Source organism: Prosthecobacter sp. (genome assembly GCF_044236155.1).
Taxonomy (GTDB): domain Bacteria; phylum Verrucomicrobiota; class Verrucomicrobiia; order Verrucomicrobiales; family Verrucomicrobiaceae; genus Prosthecobacter.
In genome coordinates this window covers 84,395-110,760 of record NZ_JBIIHA010000009.1, presented here as the reverse complement: position 1 = coordinate 110,760, position 26,366 = coordinate 84,395, and the positions used below count along the sequence as shown (strand labels likewise).

Below are 26,366 nucleotides of genomic sequence, written 5' to 3'. Positions count from 1 at the left end.
GGTGTCTCTCGTCATGAAACGCCTGATCTTTTCCCTCCTCGCGGCCTCCACTTGCCTGCACGCCGCCACGCAGATCACCTGGAAGCGCCAGCAACTCCACGGTGATTTTTACTCCGAGGGTGCCGCCATCGGTGACATCAATGGCGACGGCAAACCCGACGTCGTCGCGGGACCGTTCTGGTGGGAAGGCCCGGCGTTTGAGAAAAAGCACGCCTACTACGAGCCGAAGGTTTTCAGCATCAATGGCTACTCGGACAACTTCTTCGCCTACGTCCACGATTTCGATGCCGACAAGCGGAACGACATCCTCATCCTCGGCTTCCCCGGCAAGGAGGCGCGGCTGTATCTGAACAACGTAGAACGGACTTCCAAGTCCGTTCAGCCCGACGCCAAAGAGGAAACGAACTCGGAAGTTCGTTCTACGTATTGGCCCATGCACCTCGTCGCCGACGTGGTGGACAACGAATCGCCCGTCTTCACAGACATCACCGGCGACGGCAAACCGGAGATCGTGTGCAGCACCGGTGGCAAATTCGGCTGGTTCGCCCCGAACTGGGCCAAACCGACCGAGAAATGGCCTTTCGTTGCCGTCACGGATGACATGAAGGTCGCCAAATTCACCCACGGCCTCGGCGTCGGTGATGTGAATGGCGATGGAAAGCTCGATCTGCTCGAAGCGCGGCGCTGGTGGGAGAATACGAGTGTGGTGCAGGCCTCTGGCCTGCCCAGTGCAGCCGGGACGGCTGCACCACACTGGACCCAGCACAACTTCGCTGCCGGAGTCGGCGGTGGGGCGCAGATGTTCGCGTATGACTTCGATGGCAACGGCACGAACGATGTCTTCACTGCTCTCGCAGCGCATCGCTATGGCGTGGCGGTGTATTTGCAGGCCAGTGATGCGGGCACTCCTGCCCGCAATGATGAGGCAGGCAAGAGTGCCCGCCCCACTTGGAATCGAGTTATGCTCGTCAGCGAACAGCCGCAGGACAACGACTACGGCATAGTCTTCTCCCAGCCGCACGCCGCGCACCTAGCGGACATCGACGGCGATGGCATCAAAGACATCGTCACCGGCAAGCGCTACTGGGCACACAACGGCCACGATCCCGACGAGCGCGGCCATCGCGTCATCTACTGGTATCAAACGAAGCGCGATGGCAAAGGAGGCGTCGATTTCGTCCCGCACCTCGTCGATGCCGAAAGCGGCGTCGGTGTCGATGTGCAAGTCGGCGATGTGAATGGCGACAAGCTGCCCGACATCGTCGTCGGCAACAAAGCGGGCGTTTATGTCCTCACGCAGCAGCGCAGCGAAACCACCGCCGACCTCACGCCGAAGAAGCTCTACGGCCCCGCGCTCAAACCGCAGGCCGAATACGCCAAAGGCCAGTCGCCTGCGGATGCGCTGAAGTCCATCCAGCTCCCCACCGGCTTCAAAGCCGAACTCATCGCCGCGGAGCCGGATGTCGTGCAGCCGATCGCGTTCACGTTTGATGAGCGCGGCCGCATCTGGGTCGTGGAAGGAAACAGCTACCCGCAGCCCCGCGAGGTCGGAAAAGGCCAGGACCGCATCAAAATCCTCGAAGACAAGGACGGCGACGGCACTTTCGAGACGAAGAAGATCTTCTGCGAAGGCCTGAATCTCGTCAGTGGCATCGAGCTCGGCTTCGGCGGCGTGTGGGTGGGGGCGGCACCGTATTTGATGTTTATTCCCGATCTCGATCACGATGACCGCGCGGACGCCTTGAATGGGGCACATGCGTCCCATGTGACTTATAAGACCTATGCGTCCTATTCGCAGGTGCCTGGGGTGAACTTCACCGCCTACGCCCTTCTCGACGGCTGGGGCACCCAGGACACGCACGAAACGCTCAACAGCTTCATCTGGGGCCCGGACGGCTGGCTTTACGGCTGCCACGGCGTTTTCACGCACAGCCGCGTCGGCAAACCGGGCACGCCGGATGCCCAGCGCGAGCCGATCAATGCCGGTGTGTGGCGTTACCATCCGGTGCGGCATGAGTTTGAAGTCTTCGCGCATGGCACCAGCAACCCGTGGGGGCTCGATTACGACCAGCATGGCGAGTGGTTCGTCACCGCGTGCGTCATTCCGCATCTCTACCACATCGTGCCGGGCGGGCTGTATCACCGGCAGGCCGGGCAGCACTTCAATGCCTACACCTACGAGGACATCAAGACCATCGCCGACCACGCGCACTATGCTGGCAATCCGCGACCCGATGTCACCTTCGACAAAACGACCGGCGCAGGCGTGATGAACAACGACACCAACGCCCTCGGCGGCGGTCACGCGCACTGCGGCCTCGCCATTTATCAGAGCAGCCTCTTCCCGCCGACCTATCGCAACCAGCTCCTCTTCGGCAACCTCCACGGCCATCGCCTCGTCGCGAACTACACCGACGTGAAAGGCAGCAGCTACATCGGCAAACACGCCGCCGACTTCCTGCGAGCGAACGACATGCACTTCATCCCCGTCACGCAAAAAGTCGGCCCGGATGGGGCGCTGTATGTGAGTGATTGGTCCGATCAGCAAATCTGCCACCGCGGCAGCGGAGCCGTGGAGCACTGGGATCGCAGCAATGGACGGATTTACCGCGTGACGTATGCCGGCCCTCCTCACACCTCCGACAGGTCGGACGTGTCCGACAAGTCCGACTTCCCCAAGGCTCCCTTCGATCTCGCGAAGGAAACGGATGAGAAGCTGGCCCGACTGGCCGTGCAGACGAAGAATGAGTGGTTTTCACGCATGGCGAGGAGGGTGCTAGCTGAGCGAGCCGTTGTGAAAATAGACGTTCTTGAACATATCACGCAGATTCTCGCTGATAAACCAAGTGGAACTCAGATCAAAACTTCCGAGCTGCCAAAGTCCTTTTGGCTCATGCGCAGCATAGCAGATTCCGCAGCCGCGTTGCGCCCGCATCAGGGTTTTGCACATGACTTTAACCTTCCTCCCGCATCCGCTAATGAGTTGATCAAAGCAATCTCGATCCGCTTGAGTCATCCCGCTTTTCGTGGACCACCAGAAAGTGATCCGACCAATCCAAAGACTGATAACAACCCAGCCCAGAGTGTTGCCGACTGGAATGGGTTGATTCAAGGTCTTACCAACCTAGCCACAAACCAGAGTTCCCCCATCGTCCGCCGCGAGCTCGCCTCCGCGCTTCAGCGTCTTCCCCAAGATCAACGCAAAGACCTCGCCACCGCCCTCCTCAAGCACGGCGAAGACGCGGAAGATCCGATGATCCCGCTGCTCATTTGGTATGGCATCGAGCCGGTGGTGGCGGCGGATGCGGCGGTGGGGTTGCAGCTCGCGGCGGTGTCGAAGATGCCGAAGGTCACGGAGTTCATCTATCGCCGACTGGCGGGCGAGGAGGCGGGGATTCAAGGACTGCTCAAGCTCGCCGCGGAGTCGAAGGACGCGGCGCTGCGGCAGAATCTGCTCACGGCGGTCGTGCAGGCGGCTCGCGGAGGCAGCAAGGTGTCCCAACCGGCGAATTGGGCGGCGATGCGGGAGAAAGTGGCTTCGGCTTTAGCCGAATCCGGGGATGCGGCTCAAGCCGCAACCACTTTGCTGCTCGAACTCGAAGCCCACATGGGCATCGAGGCGGCTTTGAAGCACTTCCGCGATCAACTCGCCCTCGCGACCGCAGGCACGGCAGCACGTGAAAGCGCCTTGAAGGTGCTGTTACAGGCCAAAGATGCCGCCACAGCCAAAATCCTGCTCAACATCGTCTCCAACGACTCACCGGCCTCCCTTCGCCGACAGGCCATCCAGGCGCTCGCCTCGCTCAAAGACGCTGAAACACCCCAAATCCTCGGTGCGGCGCTGCCGAAGCTCTCCGCGAACGAATTGCCCGATGCGGTGAACACGCTCGCCTCGACGAAAGAAGGCTCGAAAGCGCTCTTGAAGGCCGTGGAGGCCAAAACCGTGCCTGCGACGGCCTTGTCGCCGTTTTTGGTGCGACAGCTCACTGCCTTCGATGACGCGGAGATCAATGCCTTGATCAAATCCGCCTGGGGCGATGTGAACGCACCAAAAGCCGATCTTGGCGAGCGCACGAAAAAATACAAAGCGCTGCTCACACCCGCCGCGTTGGCCAAAGGCGATCTCGCGAAGGGCAAGATGCTCTACACCGCCACCTGCGGCCAATGCCACAAACTCTTCGGCGAAGGTCAAAACGTCGGCCCCGACATCACCGGCAGCAATCGCGCCGATTTGAACTACCTGCTCGAAAACGTGCTCGATCCTAACGCGGTCATCGGCAAGGCCTACCAGCTCAATTTGTTCACCATGAAGGACGGCCGTGTGATGAGCGGCGTCATCAAAGACGAGAACCCCGCCGCGGTGAAGATCGCCATGATGGGCGGCGTGGAGTTCACGCTGCCGCAGGCGGACATCGCCAAGCGCGAGGTCTCGAAGCTCAGCACGATGCCGGAGGGGCTGTTTGATGCTTTGCAGCCGGAGATGGTGGTGGATTTGGTGAAGTATTTGCAGAGCGGTTCTGTAGTCCCGCCTTCAGGCGGCTCAGGAAGACCGGCTAAAGCCGGGACTACAATACCCGGCGCCCTCGAAGGCGAATCGATGAAGGTGCTCGAAATCACCGGCGGCAAAACCGGTCGGCAAGGCATGGGCGGCTTCGGCGGCGAGTGGAGCGGCGGTGCGCAGCTCTGGTGGACCGGCGGCAAACCGGATCAAAAGCTCACGCTGGCCATTCCCGTGAAGGAAGCGGGCAAGTACACGCTCTACGGCGCTCTCACGATGGCGCGCGACTACGGCGTGGTCAGCATCGCTCTCGATGGGAAGCCGGTGACGTCCTCCTTCGATGGCTACAACGGCCCCAAGGTCATCCACACCGGCGAAAAGGAGTGGGGCACGCATGAATTGAGCGCTGGAGAGCACAAGCTGACCTTCACCCTCGCACCGCCGAATCCGGATGCAGTACCGTCGAACATGGTCGGCCTGGATTATGTGAGGCTGGAGAAGAAGTGACTCATGAAACTGCCGGGTGCCCCAGATGCGATCGTCGAGATCGAAAAGCTCAGCGATTACTCGTTCAGCCCGGATCACCCGGTGGGAAAACACAAGGCGAGAGTGTTTGAGGCATCGTTGGGATTGCGCCGACAGCATGCGGTGGAAATGCAAAACCGGCTGCTCGACGCGGCGCGAACGTATGATTGCACCGCCACCAAGAACACGACGCACGGGCAGCATTACGAGATGGACTTCATGCTCACTCATCAAGGCAGGTCTGCGCTGGTGCGTGCTGTCTGGATCATCCGCCACGGTGAAAAATCACCTCGTTTGGTGACTTTCCATGTGTTATAAGCTCTGCGTTGTCCTTATGGAAACACGCCCCATCCATCAACTCGATACCGTGGCACTGCTGCATGCCGTGCCCGAGGAACATCTCGCCGTCGGACAGGTCGGCGCAGTGGTGGAGGTCTATTCGCCAGATGAATTTGAGGTCGAGTTTGTGGATCTTCACGGCAAAACCTTGGGCTTGCGCACATGTCGCCGGAACGAACTGCTTCTGTTGCAGCACGAGGCACTCGCGGCGGCATAAAGCTCGGATCAGTCCTGCACCAGCGCTTCATCAAAGCGTGCGATCAGCTCCTGCGTGTCCTCCAAACCGGCGGACACGCGGATGAGCCAGCGGCTGACGCCGACGCTTTCGACCCAGTCGAGTTCTTCGTAATGTGCGAGGAGCGTGTAGGGGCACACGAGCGTGAAGTTGGTGCCGAGGCTGGGGCCTTTGCAGACACGCAGGGCGTCGTAGAACTTTGCGCTCGTTTGCTCGGGGTTCTTGAGCGTGAAAGAGAACAGGCAGCCGTGGCCGCCATTCTCGCGGCGGATGAATTCGTAACCGCGTCCGCCTTCCGTCGCCGCATGCCACACTCGATCCACCTTTGGATGCGTGCGCAGGTGATCGGCGAGTGCTTTGGCATTGCGACTCATGGTGACAGCACGCTGCACGAAGTCGCGGCTGTTGAGTTCGAGGGCCACGGCATCGCCACGCCAGAGTTCGTGATCGGCGTGCGCGGTCAAGAAGGCGGAGAAGGCGGCGTGATGCGGTGATTTTCGATTCAAGACGACGCTGCCGGCCAGAACATCGCCCGCACCGGAAAAACTCTTCGTCAGACTGGTTGTGACGACATCAGCAGCTCGATGCGCATCGGCATGGGCGACGGTGGAGATCGTGTCATCGACGATGATCGGCACGCCGGGCTGCGCGGCGGCACGAATGGCCAGCAAACGCTCGAAATCGACGCAGCGGAGCAGGGGATTGCTCGGCGCTTCGCAGAAGAGGCCGGCCAGCGGCTCGTTTTGCAGCAGTGTGCGCAGATCGTCATACTCGCTGTCTTTGATGAGCGGCAGGAAGTGTGCACCGCTGCCGAAGAACTGCTGCAGCTTCAACACATCGACATACGGGAAGTCGAGCTGCGTGGTTTTGCGGCCGGGGAAGAGATGCGTGAGCATGCGATGCACAGCAAAATTCGCCGCCATGCCGGACGGGAAGAGAAACACGTCCTCTGGCTGCTGTCCGGCCAGTTGGGCGATGCGTTCGCGGATGATGCAGTTCGCTGCTTTTCCTTCTTCTGCCGTTGCTTCGCTTTGGTGCTCGCCCAAGGCATCGCAGGCCTGCCGTGTGCTGACGCATTCGCCGCAGAAGCGCCAGAACTTGCGGGCCTTCACGTAGCTATCGGCGGGAAACACGGCGACGCCGAGTTGGTGCGCTGTCCATTCAACCGCACGGCCGGTTTCGATGAACTGCACGCAGCGTTCCGCGTGAATGACACGCGGAAAGACGAGGCAGCGTTCGCCAGCGGCAGCGAATTCCTTTTCGGCAGCGGCGAACAAGCGCGTGATGGCCGGCGGACAGCAGAAGCGTGGATAGCCGGATTTGAACTTCGAAACGATCTCTTGATCGCCTTCCTCATAGCCGATCACATGTTTCCACAGTGGTAGGCACACCGACACGCCGAGTTCGTGATCAGGGATCGCCTTGCCGAGGTCCTCGGCGTTGCAGAGAGGGTGTTTGAAGAGGTCGGTCATTAAAACTTCGATCTTGAACCGCTGATTTGACGCTGATCAGACGCAAATAAAGAAATTCATTCATCAGCGTCACATTAGCGTCTGATCAGCGGATTAACTGAACTCACTTCGCCGCCAGCGCCCGTTCAATGTCCGCCCACAAGTCTTCGACGTGCTCAATACCGACAGAGAAGCGCACGAGACCGTCGGTGACGCCGGCGGCTTCGCGGGTTTCTTTGGGAATGGAGGCGTGGGTCATGCTGGCGGGATGGGCGACGAGGCTTTCGATGCCGCCGAGGCTTTCGGCCTGGGTGAAGAGGCGCAAACGGCGGATGAAGGCGAGGGTGTCGCCGTAGCTGAGGCCGAAGTCGGCGAGGAGCATGCCGCCACCGGCCTTCATCTGCTTTTTGGCGAGCTTGTACTGCGGATGGCTGGGCAGGAAGGGGTAGTTCACGCTGCGGACACGTTTGCGGCCTTTGCGGGCCTTGAGTTCTTCCAGCCGCTTCGCGAGTTCGAGGGCGTTGGAGCAGTGGCGCTCCATGCGCACGGCCTCGGTCTTCGCACCGCGCGAGGTGAGCCAGGCGTCGAAGGGACTGGGCTGCAAGCCGATGGCCTTCTGCGCGAAGATCATTTTTTCCTGCCACTCGTCGGAATTCGAGCAAACCGCACCGCCGAGGCTGTCGCTGTGGCCGTTGGTGTATTTCGTGGTGCTGAGCAGCGAGAGGTCGGCACCGAGATCGAGCGGCTGCTGGAGCAGGCTGGAGGCGAAGGTATTGTCCACGGCGACGATGCTGCCGGCGCGATGAGCGACATCGCTGATGGCTTTGATGTCGAGAATCTTCAGCAGCGGGTTCGTCGGCGATTCGAGCCAGACGAGCGCGGGCTTGAGCTGCGTGATGAGCGCGTAGTTTTCAGGATTGGTGAGGTTGGCGTATTTGATGGTGACGCCGAAACGACGCAGCACTTTTTCAAAGATGCGGTAGGTGCAGCCGTAGATCTGCTGCTCGGAGAGGATCACATCCCCCGCTTTGAGCGAGAACAGGATGGCGGAGATGGCGCTGAGGCCGCTGGCGAAGATGGTGCAGTGCTTCGCGTTTTCCAGGCTGGCGAGCGTGCCTTGCAGGTTGCGGAAGTTTGGATTGCCGGAGCGGGTGTAGTCAAAACCGGTCGGATTGCCGGTCTCGAACGTCGAAGTCATGTAGATCGGCGGAATGACCGCGCCGGTCTCGCTGCGGTAGTCCTGTCCGACATGAATCGCGCGCGTTTCAAAGCGTGCGTCGGCGGGAAGGGTCGGGTCTTCTTTCATGTGCGATGGATGCCGCAGCAGATTTGGCTTTGCAAGGCCGCTGCGCTCATGCTTTATGGATCAAATCCGCTCTTTCATGGCCGACTCCACTTCTCCTCGTAAATTCCGTCGTGTTCTGCTCAAACTCAGCGGCGAGGCTTTGAGACAACCGGGCAGCACGGACAACATCAGCCCGCCGATCGTCGAAGACATGGCGGGCCAGATCAAGGCGGCGCACCAGACCGGTCTGGAGATCGCGCTGGTGGTGGGTGGTGGCAATTTCTGGCGCGGTGTGACCGCGAGCAACAAAGGCATGGAGCGCGCCACGGCGGACTACATGGGCATGTTGGCCACGGTGATGAATTCGCTGGCCCTGCAAAGCATGCTGGAGGCGATGGACGTGCCGACTCGCGTGCAGAGCGCCATCAAGATGGACAACGTGGCCGAGCCCTTCGTCCGCCGCAAAGCGATGCGTCACCTCGAGCTGGGCCGCGTGGTGATCTTCGCCGCCGGCACAGGGAATCCGTTCTTCTCCACCGACACCACGGCCGCGCTGCGTGCCAGTGAGATCAACGCCGAGATCGTGCTCAAGGCCACCAAGGTCGATGGCATCTACGATTCCGATCCGAACAAGAATCCGAACGCGGTGAAGTTTGACCGCATCAGCTTTCACGAGTGCCTCACACGCCAGCTCAAGGTGATGGACTCCACCGCCTTCTCCCTCTGCATGGAGAACAACATGCCCATCGGCGTCTTCAGCATGAACGAGCCGGACAACATCCGCCGCGCCCTCACCGGTGAGTACATCGGCACGATGGTCGATGCCAAGGGCTGATGGCCGACTTAAATCTGCGATCTGAAATTTCAAATCCCACGACTATGGACCCTGAAATGACCATGATGGAGGCCGATGAGGCCATGACGAAGGCCGTCGAGCACGCCATCCACGAGTTCGCCAGCGTGCGCACCGGAAAGGCCAACCCCACGCTCGTCGAAAACATGGATGTGCATGTCATGAGCTACGGCAGCCACATGAAGCTGAAGCAGCTCGCCATGATCACCACGCCCGATGCGCGGTTGATCCGCATCGAGCCATTTGATCCGGGCACTTTGCAGGACATTGACCGTGCGATCCGCGAGTCACGTCTCGGCTTGAACGGCAGCATCGAGGGCAAGGTGATCCGACTGCCAATCCCGGCCCTGTCCCAGGAGCGCCGCGAGCAGATGGTGAAGATGTGCAAGACCCTCGGCGAGGAAGCCCGTGTCCGGGTGCGCTCTGCCCGCCGCGAGGCTCTGGAGGCCTTGAAGAAAGGCGAGAAAGACGGCAAAATCACCGAAGATGACCTCCACCGCCTGGAAAAGGACGTCCAAACGATGACCGACAAGAAAATCGCCGAGATCGACCAGCATGTGGCGTCGAAGGAGAAGGAGATCCTGACGGTCTGAGCCAAGACAGTCACAAGTTTTAAGTTTCGGGTTTCAAGTTCACCTCGACATGACACCAGCTTCAAACTTGAAACCTTGAACCTGAAACTCAGACAACGTGTTCCCCGCCCGCGACTACCTCGACCTCACGCACACGAAGCATGGCATCCTGTTTCCGGATGACTCGCCTGTGTGGACGGCGCTGGTGCGGATCGAACAGTACCTGGAGTTTCGTTTGCAGCGTGAAATCCGCGCGCAGGTGCCGCCGGGCGCGTTCATCGGCGAGGATGTGTTCATTGATGAAGGCACCACACTGGAACCGGGCGCTGTGATCAAAGGCCCGGCCTGGATCGGGCGGAACTGCCAGATCCGCGCGGGCTGCTACATCCGCGAAAATGTGATCATCGGAGACGGCTGCGTGCTTGGGAACTCGTGCGAGTTCAAGAACTGCGTGGTCTTCGACGGCTGCGAAATCCCGCACTACAACTACGTCGGCGACTCCATTCTCGGCCATAAGGCGCATCTCGGCGCGGGCGTGATCCTTTCCAATGTGCGCCTGGACCGGCTGGAGGTGCATGTGAAGACAGAGACCGACTCCATGCCCACCGGCCTGCGGAAGTTCGGCGCGATCATCGGTGATTATGCGGAGATCGGCTGCAACAGCGTGCTCAGCCCCGGCAGCATCATCGGACGGCGCAGCATCGTGTATCCGCTGACGCATTTTAGCGGCGTGCTGGACGCGGATTTGATGCTGAAGACGCGGCAGACGCAGCAGCTCGTGAAGCGGCGGCGCTGAGGCAGGATCTTTCCCGCAAAGAGTTTTGAATCAGGCGCGCCAGCATGGCGTCACAATGACACCACGCCTTATGAAGACACGTCTTCGCTCCCTTCTCGCCCTCGCGGCGCTGCTCTCATCCGTCAGTTGTGAGAAGCCTGTCGCTCCACCAGCATCGGTGGCCCCGGACCCGGAGGAGATGGTAAAAACACAGGCGGAGCTGGCCGCGGCACGCGATGCGCTGCAACGTCAGGCGCTGGAGATCGAGACCCGCAGTGCATTGATGGAAAAGCAGCTCGCGGAGATGGAAAAGACGGTGAAGCAGCAGGAAAATGCCGCGCTGCGCGGCTCGCTCGATGCCTTGAGAAAGCAGAACGACGATCTGCGCGCGCAAGCGGACACGGCGCGGCGGCAGAGCAGCGTGATCGCGCAAAAAATCGCGCCTCTGCCCCGGCTGAACTCCGCGCCTGTGGCTTCGACCCCGCCTGACTACTCGCTGTTTTACGACCGCCTCACGCCCTATGGCCGCTGGTTCGACGTGAGCGGTTACGGCTACTGCTGGCGGCCCACGATCACGCCGCCGCGCTGGCGGCCGTATGTCGATGGCTGCTGGGTGTGGTCGTCGCTGGGCTGGACATGGCAGTCAAATGAGCCGTTTGGCTGGGCCACGTATCACTATGGCCGCTGGGTGAATCTCTCGCGTTACGGCTGGGTGTGGGTACCAGGCCATGAGTGGGCACCTGCGTGGGTTTCGTGGCGCCAGAGCCGCGACTACGTCGGCTGGGCGCCGCTGCCTCCGGATCGTGGCCCGTGCAACGGCGTTTATCGCGACTGCGATGCACACTACAACCTCGGTCCGTCGAGCTACACCTTCATCACCACGAATCACTTCACACAGCCGAGCTACACCACCGTTTGCGCGCCTGTGACGCGCAACACCACGATTTTTCAAACTAGCGTGAACGTCACCCAGATCGTGCGCTGCGACGACCAACCGCGCCGGAACGTCTTCAAGCACCATGGCGGCCCGCCGCGCACGCAGATGGAGCAGGCTTGTGCGCGACAGGTCCCGCAGGTGCAGGTACAAACAGCTTCCGTGGACCAGCTTCCGCAGCCACGGCCCGGGCATCATCGCGAGGAGGCCTTGTCGCAACCAGTCATCGTCGATCTGCCCGCTGCAAAGGCCGGCGTGCCGCCAGTCCGCCCGCAGATCACCGACCGCATCGACAAACCGAAGCGTGTCGATGCCTTTGAAGGCGTGCCGCAGCAGGTGGCGCGCGAGATTCGCGAAACCATCGCCGAGGACAAGGTGGCGGCCGCTGTTCAGCAGCCTTTGCCGCCCGTCGTTAGCAGCCCGACGCCCGGCCCTATAGCCGAAGTCGTCACGAGGGAGACTGTCCGCCCCGCGATTGCCGTGGACGAGAAAGCCACGATGACAACCATTCAAACAGCCGCCACGGAGACTCCGGCGGAAACAAAGCCCGAACAGCTGCCTAACGTGACGCCAGTTGTTGCAGCGACTCCAGAACAGCCACAAACAACCGCGCCTAGGTTGTTGATGCCTGTTCAGCCTGCTACGGTCATCGCCACCGAAGCACCGGCGGTGGTGAACAGCCCGGTTCCGCTCGTTTCGGCCGAAACAAGCGCCCAGCCCGCGTCAGTAGTCGAAAAAATGACCGCTGCGCCCCCGGCGGTGGAACCGCAGGCTGCAGAAGCAGAGAAAGCACGTTTGCAGGCCGCCACCGAACAGAATCAACGCGAACAAGCCGAGGCTGCGGCCATGCAGCAAAAACAGCAGGACGAGCTGGCCGCCCAACAACGTGCTGCCGCGGAGAAAATGACCGCCGAGCAAGCCCAGGCGGCCGCAGAGGCTGAACGCGTCCGCCAGCAGGCCGAGGCTGCCGCGATGCAGCAGAAGCAACAAGACGAACTGGCCGCGCAGCAACTGTCTGCGGCCGAAAAGATGGCCTTGGAGCAGGCGCATGCCGTCGAGGCGGAACGGGCACGCCAGCAAGCTGAGGCTGCGGCCATGCAGCAGCGCCAGCAGGAGGAACAAATGGCCCAGCAGCGTGCCCTTGCGGAAAAAATGGCCGCTGAGCAAGCCCAGGCCGCCGCTGAGGCCGAACGCGCACGCCAGCAGGCCGAGGCTGCCGCCATGCAACGCCAGCAGGAGGAAGCCGAACGGCGCGCTCAAGAAACGGCCCGGCGTGAGGCGGAGGAGCAAATGCGCCGCGCGCAGGAAATGGCCCGCCAGCAGGCCGAGGAGGCCGCTCGTCGTGCGCAGGAGGAACAAATCCGTCAGCAGCAGGAAATGGCGCAGCGTCGTGCCGAGGAGCAGATGCGTGCCCAGCAGGAGGCCGCCCAACGTGCCGCGCAGGAGATGGCCCAGCGTCAGGCTGAAGAGCAGGCACGCCGCGCCGCCGAAGAACAAATGCGTCGAGCCCAAGAGGAGGCACAGCGTGCCGCCCAGGAAGCAGCGCAGCGGGCGGCGGAGGAAGCCCGTCGTCAGGCTGAGGAGGCGGCGCGTCGTGCGGCAGAGGAAGCTGCGCGCAATCAACCCCAGCCGCAGAATCCTGGGTCATGAGCTTGGATCACACCCGCAGCATGTCCTTTACCACCTGCCAGTAGAGAAAAAGACAGCCGCGCCAGGAGTAGCGGAATTCACCGTTGCCGGTGGGCTCGATGACGCCGGCGGTGATGTTGTGGTCGATCTGAGCGCTCATGTCCCGCTCGATGTAGGCGTGGAGGTATTCGGTGTCCTGGAGGGCGAGCTCCTCGGTGGTGATGCCCTGGCTGCGGAGGAAGTCCTCATGGCGTTCCAGCAAATCCTCGAACGAAGCGGCATGGGTGTAGCGGTTGAGCTGCTGCTTGGGCGAATGCTTCATCGTGGCGGCGAAGGGATAGTTCGTCGTCGTGCAGGTGATGCCGTCCTTCGTGCGTGAAGTGAGGCTGACGTAGGAAAAGCCGAAGTCGCCCTGCTGGGCGAGCGCCACGGAGGCCTGGATGCGTTTCTCAGCGTGATAAAACAGACGCATGAAGTGGTCTGTCTGGCTCCACTGCCAGCCGGTGTCGCCCACCTCGGTGAATCCGGCATCCTCGGCTTCGCCGCTCAGATCGCCGAGCTCGGGAAAAACCTCACGTGAGGGAGGGAAGCGGTGCTTGATCTCGCTTTTGATGGGAAAACGCAGCCGGCGCACACGGAAGATGATCTCCAGCCACGGCAGCATGAACCAGAAGCTCACGCAGACGAGCCCGCCGAGGTGCTGGCCGCCGGTGAGAAAGTAGCCCGCGAGATACGAGGCCCCGAGCAGGGCGAACCAGCCCAGCTTCTGAATGAAACGATGGTCAAAGCTGCGGCACGCGACGGCAAAGACGACGGCCGACGCGACATAAAGGATCTGCTGGAGCGTGTTTTCCATGAGGCCGCAGGGTTGGATGCGGCGTGAAGGCTAAAGGAAAACCGCCGGTAAATCAACCCGGCATGCAGACACACAAGCGAGCCTGAAAACAAAAAGCCGGACGCGTCTCCCGAAGCGCCCGGCTTTTGTCTAACACGAACCAACCGTCGTCAGAAATTGATCTGCGCCTGCAGACCCAGGAAGTGGAAGTTCACATCGCGATAACGCGGAAGGGTTGCGGCACCGCCTGGATTGTCCGTCGAGTTCGTGCGCGTACCTGTGGCATACATCAGTGTGATCTCGAACTCGGGGTAGGGGATGTACTCGATTCCAAGAGCCAGCTCACTCGAGCGGTAACGGGGAGCATTGTTGGCAAACTTGCGGGCACCATCGAAGGTCTGCCAGCGGATGAAGGGCAGCAACTCCGATTGATTCGGGAAAACGTGACGATAGACGGCCTGCACATAGCCGCCACTCAGGCTCTCGCTGTTGATCGAACGCATATCTTGGCTCAGAGTCGGCTCGTTCCCCCAAGTCCACTCTGCCTCGAGGCCGAATGGCTGCGGATAGAGGATGGCATTGACGGCAAGACGCTCGTCACGCAGGCCACGTGTATCAAATGTGGGAGTGACTGAGCCTACACCAGTCCCGATCAGGGTGGCATTCGGGTTGTAGCGACCGCTGAAGTAACTCGCCCCCACTTCCATGATCTGATCCCCAATGGAGAAAGGCCAGGCTGCGCGCGCGATGTAATGAACGTCTCCATTACGGTCGTTTTGGTTGATACCCTGGCCCCCGTAAACGCCGAAGTTCAGGACACCGTAGTCTCCAGAACCGCGCAAGCCCATTTTAACGAGGTCCTTGAACAGGTTCCGCTTCTCATAAGGAGCCCAGATGAAATAAGCGCCGTAATCGCGTTCGCCTTCGACGGCGGAATTCAGCGCATCAGGTCGCTCCAGCGCGTAACGGTTTTGGGATGATTGAAGGTTGGTAAAACCATAAGGAACCTTCGAGAGACCCAAGCGAACGCGGAACTCGCGGGCCGGATCCAAGGAGATATCACCGTAAATATCGCGGGCTTGCAGGGAGGTCGAACCAGTCTGGCTCGCATTGAAATCGGATTGCAAATAGAGGTAGAGATGATCCGTGACGTCGCCGCTGAGAATGAGGCGTGCCCGCCGGATGCCAATGGATGCAGTATCATTGGCGATGCTGCTGTCATTGAACTGATGGTAGCCAGGGAGATCATCGTCCCCAAGGATGCCGTAGAACCGGTTTTGCACATAGCCACGCACCTTGATCCGCTCGTACCATTTGTCTGAAAGCAGGGCGTCTAGGTCTGCCTTGCTCATCGTGGAGGGGCTGGTGTTGTCGCTGATCTTGGACATTTCCTCTTTCTGCTGCTGCACATTCTGCTGCAGGTTCGCAAGGGTGGCCTCGTCTCTTTCGAGGCGTTGTTCCAGAGCGGCGGATGAAGAGGAAGTTTGAGGCTTCAAAGAGCTCTCTTCGGCCTTCATCGTCTGCACCAACAGTTCGTACTCATCTGCGGTGATGGAGCCCTTCTGCTTCAGGATATAAAAGAGTTTCTCCATCGCCGGACTGGCGGTCAACGGCAACGTCGGAGGAAGGGCCACGGTAACCGCCGTGAGAAGGGCGAGCACGCGTGCGAGAGCGCTGTGTGGCTTGGTCTTGAACATGGAATGTGTCAGCTTGGTAAGATTATGTTTGCTTCCGTCACACAATTTGCGTGACGACACCCACCCTTAAACAAAAGGAAGCACTGGTGACGAGCGATCCAATGTGACACTTCCGTCACGAACTTTTGGGTGTTTTGGGAGGTGTTTATGTGACAATTTCTTCACAGAAGCCGTTTTGATTCCATCCCCGACTTGAACACCCTCGGCGTGCCGATTCCCGGCCGTTGTTAAAAAGATCAAACTGCCCACCCATCCATGAAATCCATTCTCTCCGTCCTTTGCCTCACCCTGGCCGCCACGCTGGCGGCCCAGGCCCAGTCCACCCTCCGTATCCGTGGATCGGACACCCTCGGCGCAAAGCTGATCCCCTCTCTTGCCGAGGCTTTCAAGAAGCAGGGCGGCAAGGTGAGCTTTGACATCGCCGCCGAAGGCTCCTCCACCGCCTTCACCAATCTCGCCGCAGGTACCGCCGAGATCGGCATGTCCTCCCGCAAGATCAAGCCGGACGAGCGTACCCTTTGCCGTAGCAAGGGCATCGCTATCAACGAAATCGAGATCGCCTGGGACATGATCACCGTTGTCGTGAACAAGAACAACCCCGTCGCCGACCTCAAAAAGAAGCAGATCATGCAAATCTTCGCGGGTGACATCAAGGACTGGAGCGAAGTCGGCGGCAACCCCGGCCCCATCTCGGTGTACACCCGCAACACGTCCTCCGGTACCTACAAGGACTTCATGACCATGGCCATGAAAGGCCGCGAATACGGCTCCAACAGCCAGAAAATGGCCGGCAACGAGCAGATCGTCTCCGAAGTCTCCTCCAACGCCAACGGTATCGGCTACATCGGGTATGCCTATGCCGGTGCCAAGGGCATCAAAATTGTCTCCATCGACGGCTCCTCTCCGAATCCCGCCGCCGTGAAAAGCTACGCCCTGGCCCGCCCCACCTTCCTTTACACCAGCGGTGAGCCCGCCGGCACCATCAAAGAGTTCATCGACTTCTGCCGCAGCCCTGCTGGTGACGCCATCATCACCAAGGGCGGCTTCGTCCCGCTTTCACAGATGAAATAATCGTTGGTTGACCCCTCTCCAAATCCGGCGAAGGAGAATCTGCTTCTCCTCGCCGGATTCTTCTTTGAAGGCCAGGAAACACACCTGCATGGACAGTCCCGATTCAGCCCGTAGGCCACCGTTGCGAAGCCTGATCGTCAGGAACCGCAAGCGCACCGTCTTGGGGATGGATCCACAACAGGTCATCAAATATTTCTTTGGCTCGAACGCCAGCACCGCCGTCATCGTGCTCGTGCTCATCATGGTCTTTCTTCTGCGGGAGGGCATCGACTTTCTGCCGACCTACCGTCACGAGCTGGAAACCTACCGTCAGGCCGGCCTTGAGCTCTGCGACATCGCTGACCGGCCTCTGAAGGCGCAGCAGGAGCTCACCAGCATCCTGCGACGAGCCAAGGCCGCCGCCGGCGATGCGGCTGTCAAAGAAGCGCTCGGAGATGCCGAGGACACCTTTGACACCGCCATCGAGCCCGCCACTGAAGTGCTCGACGAGCTCAAAGAGCATGCCCAGGAGACCAAGGAGCTTGCCGTCGAATTCCACACGCTCGAATCTAGCCGCCAGCAGCTCCTCGCGGGGGCCGCCAAGGCCAAAGACCCTGCCGAGAAGGCCGATCTGCTCAAAGAAGCCGAGGCTTCGAAGGTCGATCCTGTGAATTTTGGCGAACGCATCGCGCCGTTGCTCGAACGCCGCGAGGAACTCGTCACGAAGCTGAATGAGTACGTCATCGCGCTTGAGACAGCCGCCGCCACGCTGCCGAATGACAACCAGTTCGTCGAGGAGGTTCGCGCCGCAGTGCCGCGGCACGGCAAAGACATCAAAACCGCCGCGGAAAATCTCAAGGCGTGGCAGTGGGAAAAACCCGTCTCCATGTTCAGAGTCATCGGCGCGTTCTTTTTCGGCAGACAGTGGATCACGAACAGCTCATGGCAGGACTTTTACGGTTTTGTGCCATTGCTCACCGGCTCCGTCGTCATCGCGCTCATCGCCATTTTGCTCGCCACTCCGATCAGTGTCACCGCGGCCATCTACACGAATCAATTCGCCTCCGATCGCGAAAAGGAAATGATCAAGCCCGTGATCGAGTTCATCCAGGCCATTCCATCCGTCGTGCTCGGCTTCATCGGCATCTCGCTCGTCGGCAATTTGATTAAGGACGTGAGCGAATGGGGCATTCTGCAATGGGTGCCCGGCTTTCCGATCCAGGAGCGCCTCAACATGTTCAACGCCGGCTGCCTGCTCGCTTTCATGGCCGTGCCGACGATGTTCAGCCTCTCCGAGGACGCGCTGAACAACGTCCCTCGCGCCTACATCGATGCTTCCGATGCTTTGGGTGCCACGAAGCTGCAAACCGTCTTCCGCGTCATCGTTCCCGCGGGCATCTCCGGCATTCTCTCCGCGATTCTCCTCGGTTTGGGACGCGTGATCGGTGAAACGATGGTCGTGCTGCTCGTCGCGGGCAACCGCATCGCCATTCCCGACTTCAGCGCCGGCCCCGGGGTCATCTTCCAGCCTGCGCACACGTTGACGGGCATCATCGCCCAGGAGCTTGGTGAGGTCTCACGCGGCAGCTCGCACTGGCAGGCGCTCTTCATGGTCGGCATCGTTCTTTTTGCCATCTCCCTTCTCGTCAACTGGTGCGCGCGGACCGTCGCGCGACGCTTTGAATCTCACAAGGCATGATTCCCGCCTCCAACGCCGAAAATCCCTTCGCCGGAGACAACTCCGGCATCCAGAAGCGCGAGACGATCGCGCGCTGGGCCTTGCGCGTGGGCAGCTATGTCGTCGTGCTGACCACCGCGGCCATCATGCTGCACATCTTCGCCAAAGGAGCGCCCGTCGCGTTCCAGTCGAAGTGGCCGTTTGTGAACACGAAGTTCCTCACCGAACTGCCCGCCACGCTGCACGTCATCGAAGGCAGGCAGGGACAGCACATCGAAACCGACGTGAATGGCGCCGACGCGGCCAAAAAACAGCTTGGCGAGAACTTCACCTCCGAAAAAACCATCTCCTACTCCGGCGGCGGCATTCTCGGACCGATCGTCGGCACCGCGCTGCTCGTGATTGTCAGCGTGAGCGTCGCTCTCTTCCTCGGCGTGTCCTGTGCCATCTATTTGAGCGAATACGCGAAGAAGGGGAAGTTCCTCGAAACCGTCCGGCTTGCCATTTTGAACCTCGCGGGCGTTCCTTCCGTCGTGTTCGGCCTGTTCGGTCTCGGCGCGTTCGTTTTGACCGCGCCGAAGTTTGTCGATGTGCCCGCGGAGCGCTCCGTGTTCGCCATTCCGCTCGGCTTCACCACGCTGAGCTTCGAAGGCTGGGACACCTGCGTGCTCTCCGGCGGCTTCACGCTCGCCTTCGTCATCCTGCCTGTCATCATCACCGCCAGCGAGCAGTGCCTGCAGGCCGTGCCGCAGGGTTTCCGCGAGACGAGCATGGCGCTCGGCGCCACGCGCTGGCAGACGATCCGCTACAGTGTGCTGCCCTTCGCCACTCCGGGCATTCTGACCTCAAGCATCCTCGGCATCGCCCGTGCTGCTGGCGAGACAGCGCCGATCATGTTCACAGCCGCGCTCGCTTTCAAAGACAAGCTGCCCTGGCAGAAGGATTTGCCGCCGCTGCCTGCGGACGCGTCGATCTTCGCGCACTGGGAGCAGAGCGTTTCCCGCTTCCTCGGCATCTTCACCGAGTCCGTGCAGGCGCTGCCGTATCACATCTACACCCTCGCCGCGAAAATCCCGCAGAACGAGTACGCCGAGCGCGCGCAATACGGCTCCGTCTTCGTCTTCCTCGTCCTGGTCGCGTCGCTGGCCGCCGCGTCGATCTGGCTGCGTATTCACCTTCGCAAGAAATACAAATGGTGACCTCTGCCTCCAAACAGCCGGTCGTCCAGGTGCGCGGCATGGATTTCTGCTACGGTGCCAGCACGGCGCTGCATGACATCAGCCTTGAGGTCGAATACCACCGTGTCACCGCGCTCATCGGCCCCTCTGGTTGCGGCAAGAGCACGCTTCTGCGCTGCATCAACCGCATGAACGACCGCGTGCCCAGCGCCCGCGTCACGAAGGGCGAGGTGTTGGTGAAGGGCAAAAACATCCATGACGCCGATGTCGATCTCACCCAGCTCCGCAAGCAGGTGGGCATGGTTTTCCAAAAATCGAATCCATTCCCGAAGAGCATCTATGAAAACGTCGCCTACGGCCTGCGCATCCACGGCGAGAAGCGCAAAAACGTGATCGACGAGGCTGTGGAGCGCTCATTGACCCAGGCCGCGCTCTGGGACGAGCTCAAGGACCGGCTCAACGCCAACGCGCTCGCGCTCTCCGGCGGCCAGCAGCAGCGTTTGTGCATCGCGCGCGCCATCGCCACGCTGCCGGATGTGCTCTTGATGGACGAACCCTGTTCCGCGCTCGACCCGATCTCGACATTGAAGATCGAGGAGCTCATGCACCAGCTCGCGCAGAACTACACCATCGTCATCGTCACCCACAACATGCAGCAGGCCGTGCGTGTCTCTGACTTCACCGCCTTCCTCCACCTCGGCACGCTCGTCGAATTCGCCCCCACCGAGGAGCTCTTCACCAATCCCCGCGAAAAGCTGACGGAGTCGTATCTCCGCGGCACCTTCAGTTGAATTTCATGGCCGCCGCAATGCCAGCTTCCGTCTCTGAAGAACCGCTCATTCGAGTGGAGAAGTTCAATTATGCCTATGGCAACCACCAGGTGCTGTTCGATGTCGATTTGAACATGCGGAGCAAGGACGTCACCGCTCTCATCGGCCCGTCCGGGTGCGGCAAAAGCACGCTGCTGCGCGCCATCAACCGCATCAACGACCTTGTCGATTCCGCACGCGTCGTCAGCGGCGGCATCAAGATCGACGGCGTCGATTTGTACGCGCCGGAGGTCGATGTCATCAGCCTGCGCCGCAACGTGGGGATGGTCTTCCAGAAGTACAATCCCTTCCCGCGCTCCATCTTTGAAAACGCCGTCTATGGCCTGCGTGTCGCCGGCATCAAGGACCGCCACGACCTCGATGAGGCCGCCGAGCGCAGTCTCAAAGCCGCCGCGCTATGGGATGAGGTGAAGGACCGGCTGCACGAGATGGCCACCGGCCTCTCCGGCGGCCAGCAGCAGCGTCTGTGCATCGCACGCGCCATCGCCCTGCAGCCGCGCATCCTGCTCATGGACGAACCCTGCGCCGCGCTCGACCCCATCGCCACCGCGCGCATCGAGGAGCTCATCCTTCAATTGCGCGACCAGTACACCTTCGTCATCGTCACGCACAACATGGAGCAGGCGAAGCGCATCGCAGACCGCACTGCCTTCTTTTACAAAGGCAGGCTCGTCGAGGAAGACGACACGATGACCATCTTCAACAACCCGAATGATCCGCTGACCGAGTCCTACATCACTGGACGGCTGGCGTGACGGCCTCGGGGTTGCAATGCAACTCTCATGTCGCATGGTGAGGCAATGAAACTATGTCCGATTGTGTTTCTTGTCCTCGCCGGTGCTGCGCAAGCCGGCGTGGAGGTGGACGTCGAAAAATTCGGTGAAGGTCTCGGCGGCTGGAAAAAGGAGGGCGGCAAGGCGGCTGAATACAAATTCTCCGAAAGCAACTACCGCACCTACAAGCCCGAGATCACCAGCGCTCCCGACGGCGGCATTTTCATCTCGGTGCGCGTCGATCACATGCGCGGCATGTTCTCCGCTGACGACCACGCCAGCCTGGAGATGAGCTTCGGCCCGGATGGCGAGATGCTTTCCGCCCAGGCCTACATCTCCATCCAGGACCGCCGCATCAGCAGCGACATGTTTCGCAGCGGCGGCCGGTCCGCGGCCAACGCGGTGGGCTCCGTCGTCAACGGCACCGCCGAGCGTGCCGCAAAGCTCGGCAGCGAGGTATTTGCCAGTCTCGCCTCGAAGGTCCTGCGTGAAAACGTCACCGAGCCGGGGCGCGTCTCTTTTCCCGCCGCGCTGCGCCACAATTACAACATGCTCTACCCATGCGTCCGCGTCGTGAAAGACCCGCCCAAGGCGCTGCCGGTCGAGGATGATCCCAAAAAGGCCGCCGCAGTGCCAACGCCGCCCGCCGCCCCAGATCCCGCGAAAAAACCGCCTGGAGGCATGATCGAGGTGCGCACTTTTGGCGAGCCGGTGACGGGGGAGCCGAAAAAGGAGCCAGAACCGGCCAAACCATGAGCCGCAGGCAGTTGCTCATCGACGTCGGCAATGGCCGCACGAAATTTGGCCTCGCCACCAGCGAAGCGATTGTCGATCACCGCGAGCATCCCACGCGCGAAATCTCGCCGGATGCCATCCGGGACATTCTTCATGGCTGGGCCTTTGAAAACGCAGTGCTTTGCAGCGTTGTGCCAAAGGCGGTGCCCGCTTTCCAGGATGTGCTCGGAGCCCAGCTCCTCGTCTTGCGCCATGACACGCCCATGGGCATCGGCATTCGTTATCCGAAGCCGGAAAGCATCGGCACGGACCGCCTCGCGAACGCCGTCGCTCTCGCGCACATGCACGGGGCGCCCGGCATCGTCATCGACTTCGGCACAGCCGTGACTTTCGACATCCTCAGCCCAGACAGGCACTACATCGGCGGCGTCATCGCCCCCGGGCTGCGTTTGATGACGGATTACCTGCACGAGCGCACCGCGTTGCTGCCGCGCGTCGATTTGCGCGAGCCCGCCAGCGCCATCGGCCAGTCCACCGAGGCCGCCATCCTCGCCGGAGCCGCCATCGGCTACCGTGGCATGGTGAAAGGCATCTTGGAGGCGCTGAAGAAGGAGCTCAATGCGTCTGACGCCCACATCGTCGCCACCGGCGGTGATGCCGAATGGATCATCGCCGGGATGGGGGAAAGCATCACCGTGGACCCCGATTTGACCTTGCACGGCCTGCGTTTGGTGGGCAATCTCGCCGCCGCTTCGGGCGGAATGACGAACCCTGGATGACGAGTGATCTGGCATCATTCGACATTCGACATTCCGCATTCGTCATTTTCCCATCATGTCTGACTCTGCAAAAACCTCCATTGGCATCGACTTCGGCGGCACCTCCGTGAAACTCGGCGTCTGCCGTGGCGAGGAACTCCTCGTCACCGACGAGCCCATCCCCACCGCGAATTTCCACGGTCCGGCCGCGCTCATTGGCGAGATGGCCGCGCGCGTCGCGAAGCTGCAAAAGACCTACCCGGCCATCTGCGCCATCGGCGTCGGTGTTCCAGGTCTCGTCGATTTCGACCACGGTTTTGTGCATGAGCTGACAAATGTCCCCGGCTGGAAGCATGTGCCCCTCAAAACCATCCTCGGCGAAAAAACCGGCCTGCCGGTGCTCGTCGAAAACGACGCGAATGCGATGACCTACGCCGAGTTCCGTCACGGCGCCGCCCGCGGCCTGAAAAATGTCATCGGCCTCACCATGGGCACCGGCATCGGCGGCGGACTCGTGCTGGATGGCAAAATGTTCCGCGGCAGCGGCTTCGTCGCGGGCGAGATCGGCCAGATGAGCATTCATTTCGACGGCAAGCCCGGACACTATGGCAATCTCGGCGCATTGGAAAAATACACCGGCAACCAGCAGATCGCGGAGCACGCCGTACAGCGCTACGCCGAGGCCGGCATCGAAAAAGACGTTGCCGACTGCACGCCGAAGAAGATCGCTGACGCCGCGCAGGCCGGTGATGACATCGCGCGACAGATTTGGGGTGAGGTGGCCGACTGGCTCGGCACCGCGCTCTCCAGCATCGCCTGGCTGCTCAATCCCGACGCCTTCGTCATCGGCGGCGGCGTCGCACAAGCCGGTGATCTGATCTTCACACCGCTCAAAAACAAGGTGCAGAGCATGCTCAGCACCGTCGTGTGGGAGCGCTTGCAAATCCTGCCCGCCCGCTTCAGCAACGAGGCCGGCATCATCGGCAACGCGGCGCTGGCTGCGGATGCGGTTTGATCGGTAGGGCGGGCTGTCCCCAGCCCGCCGTCTGACGGCGCTTGCGGAGCAAACGCCTTGCCCGCCTCACTTCTTCTTCGGCTTCGGCTCCCAGTCCTGGGCCTTGATGATGCCCTCAAGGTCCGCCTTCGCGGCGAAATCGGCCGGGAGGAACTGCCACTGCGCCAGATAACGCAGCGCCTTCGTCACCTGCATGATCTCGCCTTTCTTCGACTCGATCTTGTCGGCGGGAACGGCTTTCATCGCGTTCGCAAAGTCGTTCACGGCACCGGTCGCAAATTCACGGGCCTCGGCGTTCTCCGCGTAGCACAGCGACTCGAACAGGCGCAGCATCTTCGCATGGCCTTCGAGCTTCGCGGCGTCCTCGCGGATGCCTTTGGCGATCTCGGCGCGCTTCGCTGCGGTCGCTTCCTCGCTCATGCGGCTGTATTCGCCGCCCTCAACGGCACGTTTCGGCAGCGGGCGATACCAGATGTTGCGGAAGCGGACGGGATTGCCGTGATCCTGGATCTTGAGCGGGCCTTTTTCAGGGAAGGCGCGCGGTTTGGAGCGCTTCATGTGCCCGCCGCCGCCTTCAAACGGCGTGTGATCCTGCGTCAGCACGCCGTTCACAAACACGGTGATGTAACCGGGGTCGATTTCCTTCCCGTCTTTGAAGACCGGCTTGCGAAACACAATGTCATAGACCTGCCACTCGCCCGGAGCACGCAGCGGATTCGCCGCCGGCGGATTGATGCCATAAATCGACGATGCGAAACCGTCGGCGTAAGTAGGGTTGTTGTAGTTGTCAAGCACCTGCACCTCGACCGCGCCCATCAGGAAGACACCACTGTTACCGCGGCCCTGGCTGTTGCCCTCCACCTTGCTCGGCGCGCTCCACTCGATGTGTAGCTGGCAGTCGCCAAACTCCTCCTTCGTGCGGATGTACCCGCTGCCCGGCACGCATTGCAGCGCGCCGTCTTTGACGACCCACTTCGTCGGCTCGCCGTTCTTGTCGGAAATCCATTTTTCGATCTCTTCCGGCTTGCCGCCGAAAAGAACGACGGCATCCGACGGCGGAGTGCCCGGCACTTCCTGCGAGCTGAACGTCCCAGGCTCCACACGCACCGGCTGCGGCCGGTTCATGTCATGAATGGCCCACGGATGCGTCTTGTCCGGCGGATCACCATAAAAGCCGCCCTCGGCGAGCGCGGCGGTGGTCAGAAGCGAAAAAACGAACGTGGGTAGGGCGGAGCGGTTCATGGCGGGCGAGGAATACGCAGGGTGAAGATGCAGGCAATCGGGATTCGTTCGGACCGGGGGTCATCGCACCCAGATCTCACGCTCACTGGCATCCATCTCCATTTCCCACGCTTTCAGCTTCGATTTAAGGTCTTCGAGGACTTCCAGGCGCTGGTAGCCGAGGTTCACTCGCTCGCCGATGTCGGCTTCGAGGTCAAAGAGGAGGTCCATGGTGTTGCCGTCGTTGATGTACTTCCATTTCCCGTGCCGGATGGCCTTCTGCTTGCGATTCGAGCGGTCGATGCGCCAGAAGAAGGTGCGGTCGATGGGTTTGGCATCGCTGGTGAGCAACGGAATGAGATCAATGCCGTCGAGCGGCTTTTCAGGCGGCGTTTGGGCTCCAGCGATCGCTGCGAAGGTCGCATGCAAGTCCATCGTGATGGCCATTTGCGAGGTCACTTTGCCTTTCGGCAGCTTTGCAGGCCAGCGCATGAGGCAGGGCACGCGGATGCCGCCTTCCCACACGGTCGCCTTGTGATGAAACAGCGGCAGATTGCGGCTGTAGCGCTCGCCGCCGTTGTCGCTGGAGAAAACGACGAGCGTGTTGTCGGCGAGGCTGTTTTTCTCGAGTTCGGCGAGGATCATGCCGACGCCATGGTCGATGCGCTCGACCATCGCCTTGTAAATCTCCCGGCTGCCGTGGTGCATGGTTTCCTTGGTCACCATCGGCGTGTCGGGCGCGTCCGGGGCTTCAAACGGAGCGTGGACGGCCAGATGCGGCACGTACATGAAGAACGGCGCGGTCTTGTGCTCGCGGATGAACCTCGCCGCGCGTTCGTTGATGAGGTCGGTGAGGTAGCCTTCGCGTTTCACGGGCTCCAGACCATCGCGCAGCGCGTAGGTGCCGTCGTAGTAGGTGTGCTTGTAATAGTCGCAGTGGCCGAGGAGTTCGCCGAAGTACTCGTCGAAGCCGCGCTTGACCGGATTGAACTCGTCCTTGAAGCCGAGGTGCCATTTCCCGAACGCACCGGTGGCGTAACCGGCCGCTTTGAATTTTTGCGCGAGCGTGATCTCGTTCAAAGGCAGGCCGAGCGCGTGAATGTCCTTCTCCGGCACCCATTCGCCGTTCACGCGGCGGAATTGCTCGACCTGATAACCGAACGCAAACTCCAGCCCGCAGCGCTGCTGCCAGCGTCCGGTCATGAAGCCGGTGCGCGTGGGCGTGCAGACGGGCGCGTTCGCGTAGAAGTCAGTGAACTTCACCCCTTCCGCCGCAAGACGGTCGATGTTCGGTGTGGCGATGTCCTTGCACCCCATGCAGCCGAGGTCGCCGTAGCCGAAGTCGTCGGCGAGGATGAAGACGATGTTGGGCTGTGCCGCGAATAACGACGAGCAGAGGGTGAAAAGAGAAAGAATCAGCGGGCGCATGGAATGCATGTGAACGCGATTTGCGACCTGCGCTTGCAGCTTGCGTCTTGCATGTCTGTGCAAAGACATGCC

At 61.0% G+C, this 26,366-nt stretch carries 21 protein-coding genes; 15 read left to right on the top strand and 6 right to left on the bottom strand.

Annotated features, from left to right (window positions below; genetic code table 11):
- The first annotated feature begins 13 nt into the window (after nt 1-13).
- Genes ACILSE_RS10170 through ACILSE_RS10160 form a run of 3 tightly spaced genes read left to right on the top strand, consistent with a single transcriptional unit; the run spans nt 14 to nt 5,579 of the window.
- Nucleotides 14-5,005, top strand: coding sequence for a PVC-type heme-binding CxxCH protein (locus tag ACILSE_RS10170; RefSeq protein WP_395717278.1), 4,992 nt, complete (start codon nt 14-16; stop codon nt 5,003-5,005).
- Nucleotides 5,006-5,008: 3 nt separating this feature from the next.
- Nucleotides 5,009-5,341, top strand: coding sequence for a DUF6883 domain-containing protein (locus ACILSE_RS10165; protein WP_395717277.1), 333 nt, complete (start codon nt 5,009-5,011; stop codon nt 5,339-5,341).
- Nucleotides 5,342-5,357: 16 nt separating this feature from the next.
- A complete protein-coding gene (locus ACILSE_RS10160; protein ID WP_395717276.1) occupies nt 5,358-5,579 on the top strand; it encodes a DUF4926 domain-containing protein in 222 nt (73 codons plus the stop codon).
- Nucleotides 5,580-5,587: 8 nt separating this feature from the next.
- Here ACILSE_RS10160 and ACILSE_RS10155 read toward each other — a convergent pair whose 3' ends face one another.
- Together ACILSE_RS10155 and ACILSE_RS10150 are read right to left on the bottom strand one after the other, a co-directional pair.
- Complete coding sequence (locus ACILSE_RS10155) at nt 5,588-7,069, bottom strand: PLP-dependent transferase (RefSeq protein WP_395717275.1); 1,482 nt, start codon at nt 7,067-7,069, stop codon at nt 5,588-5,590.
- A gap of 103 nt (nt 7,070-7,172) precedes the next feature.
- Nucleotides 7,173-8,354, bottom strand: a complete 1,182-nt coding sequence (locus ACILSE_RS10150; protein ID WP_395717274.1) for a trans-sulfuration enzyme family protein — start codon at nt 8,352-8,354, stop codon at nt 7,173-7,175.
- A gap of 76 nt (nt 8,355-8,430) precedes the next feature.
- Between ACILSE_RS10150 and pyrH the strand changes: the two genes are divergently transcribed.
- The 4 genes from pyrH (at nt 8,431) to ACILSE_RS10130 (ending at nt 13,117) form a co-directional block, all read left to right on the top strand.
- On the top strand, nt 8,431-9,168 hold the full coding sequence (gene pyrH, locus ACILSE_RS10145; RefSeq protein ID WP_395717273.1) for a UMP kinase: 738 nt from the start codon (nt 8,431-8,433) through the stop codon (nt 9,166-9,168).
- A 44-nt stretch (nt 9,169-9,212) separates the two neighbouring features.
- Nucleotides 9,213-9,779, top strand: a complete 567-nt coding sequence (frr, locus tag ACILSE_RS10140) for a ribosome recycling factor (RefSeq protein ID WP_395717272.1) — start codon at nt 9,213-9,215, stop codon at nt 9,777-9,779.
- 97 nt (nt 9,780-9,876) lie between these two features.
- On the top strand, nt 9,877-10,554 hold the full coding sequence (locus tag ACILSE_RS10135; protein ID WP_395717271.1) for a UDP-N-acetylglucosamine diphosphorylase: 678 nt from the start codon (nt 9,877-9,879) through the stop codon (nt 10,552-10,554).
- A gap of 70 nt (nt 10,555-10,624) precedes the next feature.
- Nucleotides 10,625-13,117 (top strand): DUF6600 domain-containing protein, encoded by a 2,493-nt coding sequence (locus ACILSE_RS10130; RefSeq protein WP_395717270.1) that lies wholly within the window; start codon nt 10,625-10,627, stop codon nt 13,115-13,117.
- Between the two features lie 7 nt (nt 13,118-13,124).
- Here ACILSE_RS10130 and ACILSE_RS10125 read toward each other — a convergent pair whose 3' ends face one another.
- Both ACILSE_RS10125 and ACILSE_RS10120 read right to left on the bottom strand, forming a co-directional pair.
- Nucleotides 13,125-13,952, bottom strand: coding sequence for a hypothetical protein (locus ACILSE_RS10125; protein ID WP_395717269.1), 828 nt, complete (start codon nt 13,950-13,952; stop codon nt 13,125-13,127).
- A gap of 149 nt (nt 13,953-14,101) precedes the next feature.
- The gene (locus ACILSE_RS10120; protein WP_395717268.1) at nt 14,102-15,628 is read right to left on the bottom strand and encodes a porin; all 1,527 of its coding nucleotides are present in this window, start codon (nt 15,626-15,628) and stop codon (nt 14,102-14,104) included.
- A 255-nt stretch (nt 15,629-15,883) separates the two neighbouring features.
- On the opposite strand from ACILSE_RS10120, the gene ACILSE_RS10115 reads away from it, so the two are divergent.
- The 8 genes from ACILSE_RS10115 (at nt 15,884) to ACILSE_RS10080 (ending at nt 23,645) form a co-directional block, all read left to right on the top strand.
- Nucleotides 15,884-16,699 carry a PstS family phosphate ABC transporter substrate-binding protein gene (locus ACILSE_RS10115; RefSeq protein ID WP_395717267.1) on the top strand — a complete coding sequence of 272 codons (816 nt, stop codon included), beginning with the start codon at nt 15,884-15,886 and terminating at the stop codon, nt 16,697-16,699.
- Between the two features lie 166 nt (nt 16,700-16,865).
- Complete coding sequence (gene pstC / locus ACILSE_RS10110) at nt 16,866-18,377, top strand: phosphate ABC transporter permease subunit PstC (protein ID WP_395717266.1); 1,512 nt, start codon at nt 16,866-16,868, stop codon at nt 18,375-18,377.
- Complete coding sequence (gene pstA, locus ACILSE_RS10105; RefSeq protein ID WP_395717265.1) at nt 18,374-19,555, top strand: phosphate ABC transporter permease PstA; 1,182 nt, start codon at nt 18,374-18,376, stop codon at nt 19,553-19,555. Before pstC ends, pstA begins: the two co-directional genes overlap by 4 nt.
- Nucleotides 19,549-20,325 carry a phosphate ABC transporter ATP-binding protein PstB gene (gene pstB, locus ACILSE_RS10100; RefSeq protein WP_395717264.1) on the top strand — a complete coding sequence of 259 codons (777 nt, stop codon included), beginning with the start codon at nt 19,549-19,551 and terminating at the stop codon, nt 20,323-20,325. The genes pstA and pstB (ACILSE_RS10100) overlap by 7 nt, the downstream gene beginning before the upstream one ends.
- A 17-nt stretch (nt 20,326-20,342) precedes the next feature.
- Nucleotides 20,343-21,119, top strand: a complete 777-nt coding sequence (gene pstB, locus ACILSE_RS10095; protein ID WP_395717263.1) for a phosphate ABC transporter ATP-binding protein PstB — start codon at nt 20,343-20,345, stop codon at nt 21,117-21,119.
- A gap of 63 nt (nt 21,120-21,182) precedes the next feature.
- The gene (locus tag ACILSE_RS10090; protein ID WP_395717262.1) at nt 21,183-21,893 is read left to right on the top strand and encodes a hypothetical protein; all 711 of its coding nucleotides are present in this window, start codon (nt 21,183-21,185) and stop codon (nt 21,891-21,893) included.
- Nucleotides 21,890-22,651: a type III pantothenate kinase gene (locus tag ACILSE_RS10085; RefSeq protein ID WP_395717261.1), complete on the top strand. Its 762-nt coding sequence runs from the start codon at nt 21,890-21,892 to the stop codon at nt 22,649-22,651. Before ACILSE_RS10090 ends, ACILSE_RS10085 begins: the two co-directional genes overlap by 4 nt.
- 55 nt (nt 22,652-22,706) lie before the next feature.
- Nucleotides 22,707-23,645 carry an ROK family protein gene (locus ACILSE_RS10080; RefSeq protein WP_395717260.1) on the top strand — a complete coding sequence of 313 codons (939 nt, stop codon included), beginning with the start codon at nt 22,707-22,709 and terminating at the stop codon, nt 23,643-23,645.
- Nucleotides 23,646-23,711: 66 nt separating this feature from the next.
- Here the strand turns inward: ACILSE_RS10080 and ACILSE_RS10075 are convergent, their stop codons facing one another.
- Nucleotides 23,712-24,887: a DUF1080 domain-containing protein gene (locus ACILSE_RS10075; protein WP_395717259.1), complete on the bottom strand. Its 1,176-nt coding sequence runs from the start codon at nt 24,885-24,887 to the stop codon at nt 23,712-23,714.
- Between the two features lie 60 nt (nt 24,888-24,947).
- Entirely contained in the window at nt 24,948-26,294 is a 1,347-nt protein-coding gene (locus ACILSE_RS10070) for a sulfatase (protein ID WP_395717258.1), read from the bottom strand.
- Nucleotides 26,295-26,366: the final 72 nt, after the last annotated feature.